Consider the following 13,583-nt stretch of genomic DNA (forward strand, 5'->3'; position numbering starts at 1 on the left):
AAGAATAAATAATTTAGTAGGAGGAAAAAATGGAGAGTTTGTTAAAAAAAACCAGAAGACTTAATAAGACATTGCAAAGCTACGGTTCGCAGCCTGTTTCATTCACTGATCTCAGTAAAATACTTTCTGATATCCTTGAGGCAAATGTGTACATTGCAAGCAGGAAGGGAAGAGTACTGGGCTACGCATTATCAGATGGATTTGAGTGTGACATAATCAATTCTGAGGTAGTAAAAGAAAGAAGATTCCCAAAGAAATACAACGAAGAACTGTTAAAGGTTATAGAAACAAGTGAAAACATCAAGGAAGTTACAGACTGTGTTTTTGACAATGTTTCTGAATGCAATTATCCGGACAAGATATCCACCGTCGTTCCAATTAATTCAGGTGGTAATAGATTGGGTACCCTTGTAGTTGCAAGATTTGGAAAAGAATTCACTGTTGAAGATCTGATCCTTTGCGAATACAGTGCAACTGTAGTGGGAATGGAAATCCTTAGAGCAACAACTGAAGAAATTGAAGAGGATGCAAGAAAGAAATCCATTGTACAAATGGCAATAGGTACCCTCTCATATTCAGAGAAGGAAGCAATGGAGCATATATTCAACGAATTGGATGGTATGGAAGGCTTGCTTGTAGCGAGTAAGATTGCAGACAGGGTAGGTATAACCAGGTCGGTTATCGTTAACGCCTTAAGAAAATTCGAGAGCGCAGGTGTAATCGAGTCAAGATCTCTTGGAATGAAGGGGACTCACATTAAGATTCTCAACGAAAAGCTTGTTGATGAACTGAAAAAGAAATAAATTAATGACACTCCAATATGGGGTGTCATATTTATGGATAAGGAACAAAAAGATTAAAAAGCCGTTGTAATGACAAATGTACTGTGGTATAATACTATGGTGATTACACACATCTGCTGATATTTAGGGTTGTGCTCATATGAGTCCCGAGATAGAGGATGCAGATGGAGGAAAATAACATGGAGGTGAAAGTATGTCAGTAGTATCAATGAAAAGTTTATTGGAAGCAGGTGTGCACTTTGGTCACCAAACTAGAAGATGGAATCCAAAGATGGCACAGTATATCTTTACGGAAAGAAACGGGATATACATTATTGACCTACAAAAGACTGTCAAGAAAATTGACGACGCATACAACGTAATGAAGGAAGTTGTTGAAAATGGCGGGGAAGCTCTTTTTGTAGGAACGAAGAAACAGGCTCAGGAAGCAATCGAGAATGAGGCGAAAAGATGTGGCATGCACTATGTTAACCAGAGATGGTTGGGTGGTATGCTAACAAACTACAAGACAATCAGAAAGAGAATCGACAGATTGCATCAGCTTGAAAAAATGGAAGAGGATGGTACATTTGAAGTCCTTCCAAAAAAAGAAGTTATCAAGTTGAGACATGAGGCTGAAAGACTTGAGAAATTCCTAGGCGGTATAAAAACAATGACCAGGATACCAGATGTCCTTTTTGTTGTAGACCCAAGAAAAGAGAAAATTGCGGTACAGGAAGCTCATATTCTTGGAATTCCTGTTATAGGTATAGTAGACACAAACTGCGATCCAGATGAGATTGATTTCATCATTCCTGGTAATGATGATGCAATAAGAGCTGTAAAACTGTTGACTGAGACAATGGCCAATGCTGTTATCGAAGCAAAGCAGGGAGAGCAGAACGATTCTGAGGAAAAAGCAGAAGCTACAGAAGAGTAAGAAGAAGGTAAGGATTGCAGACATTTCTGTATTCCTTACCATTTTAATGATATAGGAGGTATATTATGGCTATTAGTGCTTCTTTAGTAAAAGAACTAAGAGAAAAAACAGCAGCCGGAATGCTGGATTGCAAAAAAGCTCTTGAAAAAACAGATGGTGATATTGAAAAGGCAATAGACTACCTTAGGGAAAAAGGTCTTGCTTCTGCTTCGAAAAAATCCGGAAGGGTTGCATCGGAAGGACTTGTTGAAGCATACATCCACGGTGGAAGAATTGGAGTTCTTATTGAAGTCAACTCTGAAACTGACTTTGTTGCAAAAAATGATGAGTTCAAGGAATTTGTTAAGGACATGGCTATGCAGGTAGCTGCAGCTAATCCAAAGGTTGTATCAAGAGAAGAACTTTCAGAGGAAGAAATTGCACATGAGCGAGAAATACAAATGAACAAGGTTGTTAACGAAGGCAAACCAGCTCACGTTGCTGAGAAGATAGTTGAAGGTAGAATGGAAAAATTCTTCGAGCAAATCTGTCTTCTTGATCAAGGATTTATAAAGGACCCAAGCATCAAGGTGAAGGATTTGCTTGCATCCAAAATTTCAAAAATTGGTGAAAACATAGTTATTAGAAGATTCGTTAGATATGAAGTTGGAGAAGGTCTTGAAAAGAAAGAAGAAAACTTTGCTGAGGAAGTTGCAAAGCAAATGAACATGTAGTTAATAAAGGAGAACACTGGTTGTTCTCCTTTTAACAAGTTCGGGTAGGAATATCTCCAGAATCAGAATTCAGGAGATAGTGTTTAGTATTTATACTTTTCTGAGGAGTGTAGCCATGGAATCCATATTTAAAAGGGTCATATTGAAGCTAAGCGGTGAAGCACTTGCAGGTGGCAAGGGCACTGGTATTGATGTGGAAACAGTCAGTAGCATAGCTGAACAGATAAAAAAATTAAACGATTTTGGCGTTGAAGTTGCAATTGTAGTAGGTGGTGGTAACTTCTGGAGAGGACGCTCCACAGAGGATATGGACAGGGCAACCTCTGATTATATGGGTATGCTGGGAACAATGATGAATGCTCTGGCCTTGCAGGATTCATTGGAAAACATGGATGTTGTAACTCGAGTTCAGTCTGCCATTGAAATGAGGCAGGTTGCAGAGCCCTATATTAGAAGAAGAGCTATCAGACATCTGGAAAAGGGTAGGGTTGTTATTTTTGGCGCCGGGACAGGCAATCCATATTTTTCAACTGATACCACAGCTGCATTAAGGGCAGCCGAGATTGAAGCTGAAGTCATCCTTCTTGCAAAAAAAGGCGTAGATGGTGTTTATGACTCAGATCCAAAGTTTAACTGTGAGGCAAAAAAGTTTGACACTTTAAAATATATTGATATACTAAAATTAGGTCTTGGAATAATGGACTCCACAGCAACATCTTTATGTATGGATAACAGAATTCCATTGATCGTATTTGGAATTGATGATCCAGATAACATTGTAAATGTTGTACTTGGTAAAAAAATTGGAACCCACGTAAAGGAGGAGTAGTTATGGAATTAGATGTACACAAGGAAGCAGCATCGAAGATGGACAAAACCATATCCGTCTATAAGGAGGAGCTTGCAGCCATAAGAGCTGGTCGAGCAAACCCTGCACTGCTTGACAGAATTAGCGTTGATTACTACGGTCAGATGACACCTTTGAAGCAAGTTGGTAGTGTATCTGCTCCTGAACCTAGATTGCTTGTAATACAGCCTTGGGATGCAAACCTTATACCTGTGATTGAGAAGGAAATCATAAAATCTGACTTGGGATTAAACCCTTCAAACGATGGGAAATTAATAAGACTTATAATTCCACAGCTAACTGAAGAGAGAAGAAAAGACCTCATAAAGGTAGTAAAGAAAAATAGCGAAAATGCCAAAGTAGCTATCAGAAATACCAGAAGAGATGCCATTGACAAGATAAAGAAAATGGAGAAGGACAAGGAATTGACTGAGGACGATAGAAAACAGGCAGAGGAACACATGCAGGAAATCACAGACAAGCATATAGCTATGATAGACGAGATAACTGCAAAAAAAGAAGAAGAATTGATGGAAATATAATTGAACCCCTTCTGGAAGAAGGGGTTTTTGTTGATGGAGGAAGACATGACTGAAAATATCAGCAAAATCTTAAGTGAAATTGATACTGAAAATTTACCGGTTCACATTGGGATTATAATGGATGGAAATGGTAGATGGGCAAAACAGAGGGGGCTACCTAGGCATTTAGGTCATCAAGAGGGAATGAAAAAGGTAGTTCAAATAGTTGAAGCCTGCAATGAAATTGAGATTAACAACCTAACCCTCTACGCTTTTTCTACAGAGAATTGGAAAAGACCAAGCATTGAAGTAGAGGCACTGATGAACCTATTGGTTGTATTTGTGAGAAAAGAACTACAAAGACTGCATGAAAACAATGTAAAGATCAAGATATTGGGTGACATATCCAAGTTGCCTGAAGTACCTTTAAGAGAGGTTCATCGTGCAGTAGAGCTTACGTCAGACAACTCGGGAATGACACTTAATATTGCTCTTAATTATGGTGGGAGACAAGAGATAACCAAGGCAGTCATAGATATTTTAACTGATGTAAATAAGGGTAATATTAATATAGATGGAATAGATGAGAAAACAATATCTGAGTACCTGTACACAAAGGGTCAACCAGACCCTGACCTAATAATCAGACCCAGTGGAGAGCTAAGATTAAGTAATTTCTTAATTTATCAGGCAGCATATTCTGAGTTCTGGTTTTCTGATGTGTTGTGGCCAGACTTCAACGCGAATCATCTATATAGAGCCATTGTTGATTATCAGAAAAGAAATAGGAGATTTGGGGGTATTTAAGTGGGAGACCTGGGAGTGAGATTAATATCAGGAATTTTTGGGCTTGTATTGTTGGTAGGGGTTCTCCTCCTGGGAGGAACCTATTTAAGCTTATCAATCTTGATTTTATCTTTAATAGCATTAAGAGAATTCTATAATGCAGTTAGGAAAATGGGAGTCAATCCATTTGAAATGATTGGATATTCAGGCACAGTGTTATTGTTTCTAAGGAACTACTTTGGCTTTATTTCCTTTGATTTTATATTTTCAATAATACTGATTGCATCCTTGGCCGCAACCGTTATAATTAAGGAAAAGGACATAAAGGACTCAGCGATAACTATAACTGGAGTAATGTACATCCCTTTCCTACTCTTCCATATTTTATACCTAGATGGAAGTATTTATCTCTGGTTGGTTTTCTTGATAGCTTTTGGTACAGATACCTTTGCATATATTGTTGGTAGTAAGTTTGGAAAGAAAAAATTGTGTCCTGAAATCAGTCCAAAAAAATCAGTTGAAGGGGCAGTAGGCGGGATAATTGGAAGTATTATCGTAACCATAATATATTCCATCTTTGCTGAAATTACGCCCCTGTGGAGTGTAGCAATACTTGCACTAGCAGGGTCTATAATTTCACAGTTAGGTGACCTTACTGCATCCAGAATAAAGAGGGCAGCAGGTATAAAGGATTATGGAAAGATTATGCCAGGACATGGCGGTATGATGGATAGGTTTGACAGTATAATATTTACAGCACCAATAGTTTATTATTATGCGTATTACTTTTTTATGTAGAAAAACAGAGGTGAAATAAATGATAACAGCTTTAGCTGCAATATTTGTGTTTTTACTGGTTGTCCTAGTTCATGAGGCCGGCCATTTTACAGTAGCGAAGATAGTTGGAATAAAGGTCAATGAATTTGCTATAGGAATGGGTCCTAAGCTTATTCAGAAGAGGAAAGGCGAAACGCAATATACATTGAGGGCTTTACCCATCGGTGGTTATGTAAAGATGGAGGGTGAAGATGAATCCTCAAACGATCCTAGAAGCTTCAATAATGTATCTGTTTGGTCAAGAATTGCTGTAATTTCAGCTGGTGCAATAATGAATTTTGCTCTAGCAATAGTTGTCTTGTCATTGGTTGCTTTCAATGTGGGTACCCCTTCAACAACAATTGATGAGGTTATTGAAGGCAGTCCGGCACAGGAATATGGAATACTTCAAGGAGACAGGATCATTCAGATTGAAGGCACAACAATAAACAATTGGGATGACATCGTAACCACAATAAACAAACAGCAACCAGAGGCCTTCATATTGGTTCAGGTGGAAAGAGACGGGGAACTGTTAAACCTTGATGTCAAACCCACTCTTGATGACGGTAGAGTTGTGATTGGTATAGTCCCGACATATGAAACCGGGTTTTTTACGGCAATCAAATCAGGATTTCAAGAAACATGGTATTTTCTAAAACTTATGTTTCAGTTCTTGGGAATGCTGTTTCAAGGGAATGTTTCAACAAATGATTTGGCAGGGCCGGTTGGTGTCATAAACGAAATTGGGAATGCTGCAAGCATGGGCTTTACAAGTGTTCTTTACATCCTGGGGTTTATCAGCATAAACCTGGGCTTTTTCAATCTGCTGCCAATCCCTGCTCTTGATGGAAGCAAAATAGTCTTTCTGCTGATAGAGCTATTACGTGGAAAACCAATTGACGCTGATAAGGAAGGATTTATTCATTTTATTGGATTTATATTCCTTATATCACTTATGCTAATAGTCACCTATAAGGATCTTATTAGAATAGACCTTTTCTAATAGGTATTGAGGATGGTAAATATACATGAAAGTAAATGAATATATAAGGTGGATAATATGATTACTAGAAAAAAAACAAGAAAAATAAAGGTTGGGGATGTATATATAGGTGGAGATGCACCTATTAGTGTACAATCTATGACCAACACACCTACATCCGATGTTAAGAAAACCTTGAAACAGATACAGGAACTTCAGGAGGCTGGTTGTGATATCGTAAGGTCAGCTGTTTCCTCATTTGAAGATGCAAGGGCAATAAAGGAAATCAGAAAGCATATAGATATACCAATAATCGCTGACATTCAGTTTGATTATAGACTTGCCATTGAATCCATAAGACAGGGTGTGGATGGATTAAGAATCAATCCAGGGAACATCGGAAATCATCAAAGTGTCAAGGAAGTTGTGAATGCATGTAAATCTGAAAATATTTCAATCAGAATTGGGGTCAACTCAGGCTCGATAAAACGGGAGTATCTTGAAAAATTCAATGGAGTCAATGAAAACTCAATGGTTGAGAGTGCATTGGAGCAAGTCAGACTACTGGAAGATATGGATTTTCATGATATCAAAATATCCTTGAAAGCCAGCTCAGCACCTCTGACCATTGGTTCCTATGCTTTGATCTCAGAAAAATGTGATTATCCATTGCATCTCGGTGTAACTGAAGCAGGTACGCCCTGGAGAGGCACAATAAAGTCATCAGTTGGGATAGGTGCACTTCTGGCCATGGGAATAGGAGACACCATTAGAGTGTCCTTAACAGGTGATCCAGTTGACGAGGTTAAGGTCGGAAAGGAGATTCTAAAATCTCTCGGATTAAGGCATGAGGGTATAGAATTCATATCTTGTCCAACCTGCAGCCGTACCCATATTGACCTTATTACAATTGCCCAGGAAGCTGAAAGAAGATTGGAGCACATTAAAAAACCTATTAAGGTTGCAGTGATGGGCTGTGCAGTAAATGGGCCTGGGGAGGCTAGAGAGGCTGATATAGGAATCGCTGGTGGGAATGGAGAAGGTCTTATTTTCAAAAAGGGTGTAATTGTCAGGAAGGTACCTGAAGATAAGCTACTTGAGGAACTGATGAAGGAAATCGAGGAGATCGAGAGTTGATTAAGGAGAGTTAAGGTATGGCAGAAAATAAAACTATAAAATCATTGTTCTCTGATGAAACTCTGATTGCATCATTTATTGAAGATCTGGAAATCAGATCAGTAGTTCTTGATAACAAGTCTATGAAATTGTCAATTGTCATTGAGGACAAACATTGGGTGACCTCTAGGGATAAAAACTCCATCAAATCAGTGGTCAATGATAAATTCCATGGATTATCGGTTGAAGTGGAGTATACTGAGATTAAAACATCATTGGACCAGGATCAGCTCCTGAAATTGATTAAGAGAAAAATAGGCAATCAAATACCCTCTAGCTCATCTTGGTTAGAGGATGTTGTTTTGAATGAGGGAGAAATCATAAACCTGGTCTTGCCAGGTGAACTACCATATAGATCGGTGACGAGAAATGGGCTACTGGATGAATTGACCGAAATTACTGAAAAGGCTTCAGGTAAGCCATTGAATGTGGATTACATGGACATCCAGCAAAATGAAGAGTTCTTTTATAATACTGAAATGGAAGAACGAAAAATTCTGAAGGAAATGATGATAAAAAAACCTACAGAAAAATCAGATAAAAAATCAAGAACAAAAGACTATTCCTTTGGCAAGAAAATAAAGGGAGATCCAATCAGTATAATCGATATAGATATGCAGACGGGAAGTGCCATAATTGAAGGGAAAATATTTCAGGTTGAGACGAAATCCATCAAGGATAATCGAACGCTTGTGATCTTCTATCTATCAGATGGTACAAATTCAATTTCGTCCAAGGTTTTCTTGAGTGGAGATCAATCCGAAGAATTTATTTCAAATATCAGAGAGGGAGTCTATGTAGTCTTAAGTGGTGATGTTGTATATGACACCTATGCTAAAGAAATGACCATAATGCTTAAATCCATCCAGGTAAAAGAACAAGAAATAGTAATGGACAATGCCAATGAGAAGAGGGTAGAGCTTCATTTGCATACTCAAATGAGCTCCATGGATGGTGTGTCACATACCAAGGATTTAATAAAAAGAGCCAAAGAGTGGGGGCATGAGGCAATAGCCATTACTGACCACGGTGTTGTTCAAGCATTTCCTGATGCAATGGAGATGAGTGAGGGAATTAAAATAATCTATGGTGTAGAAGCATATATGATAAATGATAAAAAGCAGATAGTGACTGGAAATGTAGAGGGCAGGGCAATTGATGATTTTGTAGTATTTGACTTGGAGACAACAGGTCTATCTCCAAAGAACGATAGAATTACTGAAATCGGAGCTGTAAAAATACAAAATGGTGAAATAGTCGATAGCTTTAGTCACTTGATCAATCCCGATATGCCTATACCTGAGCTTATAACAAAACTTACAGGCATAACTGATGACATGGTAAAGAATAAGCCTACCATCGAAAAGGTGCTGCCTGAATTTCTGGACTTTATTGAAGACAGTGTTTTGGTTGCCCACAACGCATCATTTGATATGGGATTTATCCGGGAAGCGTATGATAGCATTGGTGTCAATCTTAAGAACCCTGTTTTGGACACGCTTGAACTTTCCAGAGCTATGTTTCCAACAATGAAGAGCCACAAACTTAACCTTATTGCAAAGCATTTAAAGGTTGAGCTAAAAAATCATCACAGAGCCGTCGATGATGCTTTGGCAACAGGAAACATACTCTTGAAGGTTCTGGAATTGCTAAGTGGTAGAGATCTCAAAAACCTGGATGACTTAAATGGACTTACAGGCAATGCCGATTCTACAAAGGGAGATATGCACCATGTTATACTCCTAGCAAAGAATCAATCTGGACTTAAAGACCTTTACAGGTTGATTTCTGAATCACATCTAAACTATTTCCATAGAAAACCAAGAATGCCAAAATCACTTATTGAAAGCAACAGAAGTGATTTGATAATAGGAAGCGCCTGTGAAGCGGGGGAATTATTTAGAGCTATCATAAGGAATAAACCCGAGCAGGAAATAAGAGATATTGCAAAGTTTTATGATTACCTTGAAATCCAGCCTCTGGGGAACAATGACTATATGGTTAGAGAAGGGATTGTGAAGAATAAGGAAGAACTTAAATCCATTAACATGAGGATTTACAGATTGGGAAAAAGCTTAAACAAACCCGTTGTTGCGACTGGTGATGTTCATTTTCTTGACCCTGATGATGAAGTTTACAGAAGAATCCTTATGTCCGGGCAAAAATTCCAGGATGCAGACTATCAACCCCCACTATACTTCAGAACCACTGAACAGATGCTAAAGGAGTTCGATTATATGGGTGAGGATATTGCGAAGGAAGTTGTAGTTACAAATCCCAATAAGATTAACTCCATAATTGATAGGTGCATTCCAATTCCTGATGGCACTTTCCCACCACAAATTGAAGGCTCTGATCAGGAACTAAGGGAAATAACCATAAACCAGGCTGTAGAAACCTATGGTAGTCCGCTTCCTGACCTGGTAAAGAAGAGGCTGGAAAGAGAACTGGATTCCATTATAAAGAATGGTTATGCAGTTATGTATATAATTGCTCAAAAACTGGTGTGGAAATCAATAGAGGATGGTTACCTGGTAGGTTCAAGGGGTTCTGTAGGGTCTTCCTTTGCTGCTACCATGAGTGGAATAACCGAGGTAAATCCACTTCCGCCTCACTATGTATGTCCAGCCTGTAAAAATAGCGAGTTTTTCACAGATGGCTCAATTGCTTCAGGCTATGATTTGCCGGATAAGCAATGTCCAAAATGCAACGAGAACTACATTAAGGAAGGGCACGACATACCCTTCGAGGTATTTTTGGGCTTTGAGGGCGACAAGGAGCCAGATATTGACCTTAACTTCGCAGGAGAATACCAGCCAAGAGCTCACAAATACACAGAGGAGCTGTTTGGGGAAGGAAAAGTATTTAGAGCCGGAACTATAGGCACAATCGCCGACAAGACAGCCTATGGTTTTGTTAAAAAATATTTTGAGGAGAGGGAAATTACTGTTAGTCAAGCTGAAATAAATAGATTGCTTAAAGGCTGCACAGGGATAAAAAGAACCTCAGGACAGCATCCAGGGGGGGTAATGATTGTACCGGATTACAAGGACATTCATGACTTTTCACCTATACAATATCCTGCCGATGACAAGAAGTCTGGAGTAATAACCACACATTTTGACTATCACGCCATAAGCGGCAGAATTTTGAAACTGGATATTCTTGGTCATGATGTTCCGAGTATAATCAGAATGCTGGAGGACATTACAGGCATTGACCCTACAACAATTCCCCTTGATGACAAGGATACAATGGAGCTGTTTACAAGCACAAGGTCAATCGGAGTGGATCCGGATGCAATTAATTGTCCGGTTGGAACATTGGGAATTCCTGAGTTTGGGACAAAATTTGTAAGGCAGATGCTAATTGAAACCAAACCCACTACGTTTTCAGAGCTGGTCAGGATCAGTGGACTATCTCATGGTACTGATGTATGGATCAATAACGCTCAGGAGCTTGTGAAGAATAAGATAGCCCCATTGGCTAAGGTTATATCTACACGTGAGGATATAATGCTGTCGCTGATCAATGCTGGAATGGATAAAAAACAATCCTTCTTTATCATGGAAAAGGTAAGGAAGGGAAAAGGACTAAAACCCGAAGAGGAAGAAGCAATGAGAAAGCTTGGGTTACCTGAATGGTATATCGAATCCTGCAATAAGATTAAGTACATGTTCCCAAAGGCACACGCTGCAGCATACGTGACAATGAGCTTCAGGATAGCATATTTCAAGGTTCACCATCCACAAGCCTTTTATGCAACCTACTTTACCACCAAGTCCTCTGACTTTGATGCAGATTTGATACTCAAGGGTGAATCTGCAGTCAGACAAAAGCTTAATGAGCTGGAACAAAAAGGTATGGGGGCTACCACCAAAGAAAAGAATCAGATAACCGTACTTGAAGTTGTACTTGAAATGTACACCAGAGGATATGGATTTGACAGGGTGGATCTTTATGAATCAGATAGCGATAAATTCCTCATAAATGAAAATGGTATTTTGCCTCCTCTTAAGGCCCTGGATGGAGTAGGTGAGAATGCAGCAAGAAAAATTGCTGAGGAGAGGGAAATAAAGACATTTATGTCAATAGAGGATCTTGTAAAAAGGGGAAAAGCAACAAGACCAGTAATAGATGCTCTAAAAGGTCATGGATGTTTGGATTCTCTGCCTGAGAGCAACCAAATTAGCTTATTTAGCATTTGATTTAATAAACTCAATATGTTATAATAAATAAGACAATTAGAGTGATTTCCGGCAAGAGTGGGTTTTTCCCACTCTTCGTTTGTGTCAGGGAGTCTGAGATGGAGGTGTATGATGAGTAAAAAAGGTTTTATGACAAGCATTGAAAATTTGTGCGAAGACGTCACTTCAGAGCTAGGCTATGAGCTGGTTGATGTGGAATACTTAAAGGAAAGCGGAGACTATTACCTTCGGGTCTATATCCATAAACCTGGTGGAGTGAATCTTGATGATTGTCAGATTGTTAGCGAAAAGCTAAGCGAAAGACTCGATGATAAGGACTTGCTTCAGAAGGCTTATTATCTCGAGGTATCATCCCCTGGACTTGACAGACCCCTGAAAACAGACAGGGACTTTGAGAGAAATCTGGAAAAGGAAGTTGAAGTCAGCCTCTACAAGGCAGTTGACGGGGTAAAGAAATTCGAAGGAATTTTAAAGTCATATAACGGAGATTCAGTTGAGCTGGAGACCGTTGATAAAATGGTTGAAATACCGAGGGATACAATTTCTTTGATTCGGTTGACCATTAAATTTTAAGGAGGAATATACGGATGAATGTTGATTTCATCAATGCTCTTGAGGAAATTGAAAGAGAGAAGGGCATTTCTAAGGATATCATTTTTGACGCATTGGAGTCAGCTCTGATATCCAGTTATAAGAAAAATTTCGGTTCTTCACAGAATGTAATTGTGGAAATGGACCGAGATACTGGAAAAGTTGAAGTTTTCGCAACTAAGGATGTTGTTGAAAATGATGCAATTGAAGATGAATTTCTACAAATGCCTCTTGAGGAGGCGAAAGAAATTAATCCTAATTACGAGGTTGGAGATGTGGTTAAACTTGAAATCACACCGAAAAACTTTGGTAGAATTGCAGCTCAAACAGCAAAGCAGGTCGTAATCCAAAGGATAAAGGATGCTGAAAGAGATGTAATTTTCGATGAGTTCATCAACCGAGAGAACGAAATCATTACTGGCCAGATTCAGCGTATTGCCAAGAACAATGTGTACATCGATCTGGGCAAAACAGAAGGAATATTGCCACCGTCTGAGCAGATTTCAGGTGAGGATTATAATCAGGGAGACAGGAAGAAGCTTCTGATACTGGAGGTTAAAAAGACAACCAAAGGACCTCAAATAGTTCTCTCTAGGGCTAACACTGGACTAGTTAAAAGGTTATTTGAACTGGAAGTTCCAGAAATAGCTGAAGGGATCGTTGAAATCTACTCAGTTTCAAGAGAGGCGGGGTCAAGAACCAAGATAGCGGTATTTTCCAAGAATCCCGATGTAGATGCATTAGGTTCATGTGTAGGGTTTAAGGGAGCCAGAGTAAAGGCAATTGTTGATGAATTGAATGGCGAGAAAATTGACATAGTAATCTGGAGCAAGGAGCCTGCGGAATTTATTGCAAATAGCTTGAGTCCTTCAAAAGTTGTAAAGGTTGTTCCAAACGAGAAGGAAAAATCAGCGATTGTTATAGTACCTGATTACCAATTGTCCCTTGCCATAGGAAAAGAAGGTCAAAATGCAAGATTGGCAGCAAAACTTACTAATTGGAAAATAGATATAAAATCAGAAACACAATACAAGGAATTCATTGAAAAGCAAGCTATAAAGGATGAAGTGGCCGCTAACAATGAAGAAAATGAAGTGGAACCATTCGAGGATGGTAGTGCAAATTATTCTGAGCAAACTTCAGATGAGAACTCATCAGATGAAGGACTTGATCCAGTTACAAGTGAAGCTTCAGATGAATCCTCAGATGAAAAGTAGA

Annotated in this window: 12 protein-coding genes; all 12 read left to right on the forward strand. The window is 39.0% G+C overall.

Annotated features, from left to right (window positions below; translation table 11 throughout):
* Positions 1–29 precede the first annotated feature (29 nt).
* The 12 genes from codY (at position 30) to nusA (ending at position 13,582) form a co-directional block, all read left to right on the forward strand.
* Positions 30–803, forward strand: coding sequence for a GTP-sensing pleiotropic transcriptional regulator CodY (gene codY / locus ACKVDP_RS03755; protein ID WP_409227466.1), 774 nt, complete (start codon positions 30–32; stop codon positions 801–803).
* A gap of 193 nt (positions 804–996) precedes the next feature.
* Positions 997–1,722: a 30S ribosomal protein S2 gene (gene rpsB / locus ACKVDP_RS03760; protein WP_409227467.1), complete on the forward strand. Its 726-nt coding sequence runs from the start codon at positions 997–999 to the stop codon at positions 1,720–1,722.
* 65 nt (positions 1,723–1,787) lie between these two features.
* The gene (tsf, locus tag ACKVDP_RS03765; RefSeq protein ID WP_409227468.1) at positions 1,788–2,435 is read left to right on the forward strand and encodes a translation elongation factor Ts; all 648 of its coding nucleotides are present in this window, start codon (positions 1,788–1,790) and stop codon (positions 2,433–2,435) included.
* A 115-nt stretch (positions 2,436–2,550) separates the two neighbouring features.
* Complete coding sequence (pyrH, locus tag ACKVDP_RS03770) at positions 2,551–3,264, forward strand: UMP kinase (RefSeq protein ID WP_409227469.1); 714 nt, start codon at positions 2,551–2,553, stop codon at positions 3,262–3,264.
* A gap of 2 nt (positions 3,265–3,266) precedes the next feature.
* A complete protein-coding gene (gene frr, locus ACKVDP_RS03775; RefSeq protein ID WP_409227470.1) occupies positions 3,267–3,824 on the forward strand; it encodes a ribosome recycling factor in 558 nt (185 codons plus the stop codon).
* A 33-nt stretch (positions 3,825–3,857) separates the two neighbouring features.
* Positions 3,858–4,610 carry an isoprenyl transferase gene (locus ACKVDP_RS03780; RefSeq protein ID WP_409227471.1) on the forward strand — a complete coding sequence of 251 codons (753 nt, stop codon included), beginning with the start codon at positions 3,858–3,860 and terminating at the stop codon, positions 4,608–4,610.
* Positions 4,611–5,387, forward strand: a complete 777-nt coding sequence (locus ACKVDP_RS03785) for a phosphatidate cytidylyltransferase (RefSeq protein WP_409227472.1) — start codon at positions 4,611–4,613, stop codon at positions 5,385–5,387.
* A 19-nt stretch (positions 5,388–5,406) separates the two neighbouring features.
* A complete protein-coding gene (gene rseP, locus ACKVDP_RS03790; protein ID WP_409227473.1) occupies positions 5,407–6,411 on the forward strand; it encodes an RIP metalloprotease RseP in 1,005 nt (334 codons plus the stop codon).
* 57 nt (positions 6,412–6,468) lie between these two features.
* Positions 6,469–7,527, forward strand: coding sequence for a flavodoxin-dependent (E)-4-hydroxy-3-methylbut-2-enyl-diphosphate synthase (ispG, locus tag ACKVDP_RS03795; protein WP_409227474.1), 1,059 nt, complete (start codon positions 6,469–6,471; stop codon positions 7,525–7,527).
* A 17-nt stretch (positions 7,528–7,544) separates the two neighbouring features.
* Positions 7,545–11,774, forward strand: coding sequence for a PolC-type DNA polymerase III (locus ACKVDP_RS03800; protein ID WP_409227475.1), 4,230 nt, complete (start codon positions 7,545–7,547; stop codon positions 11,772–11,774).
* 111 nt (positions 11,775–11,885) lie between these two features.
* Positions 11,886–12,347: a ribosome maturation factor RimP gene (gene rimP, locus ACKVDP_RS03805; RefSeq protein ID WP_409227476.1), complete on the forward strand. Its 462-nt coding sequence runs from the start codon at positions 11,886–11,888 to the stop codon at positions 12,345–12,347.
* Positions 12,348–12,361: 14 nt separating this feature from the next.
* The gene (gene nusA, locus ACKVDP_RS03810) at positions 12,362–13,582 is read left to right on the forward strand and encodes a transcription termination factor NusA (RefSeq protein ID WP_409227477.1); all 1,221 of its coding nucleotides are present in this window, start codon (positions 12,362–12,364) and stop codon (positions 13,580–13,582) included.
* Position 13,583 lies beyond the last annotated feature (1 nt).

This window comes from Gudongella ferriphila, assembly GCF_046224405.1.
Lineage (GTDB): Bacteria > Bacillota > Clostridia > Tissierellales > Tissierellaceae > Gudongella.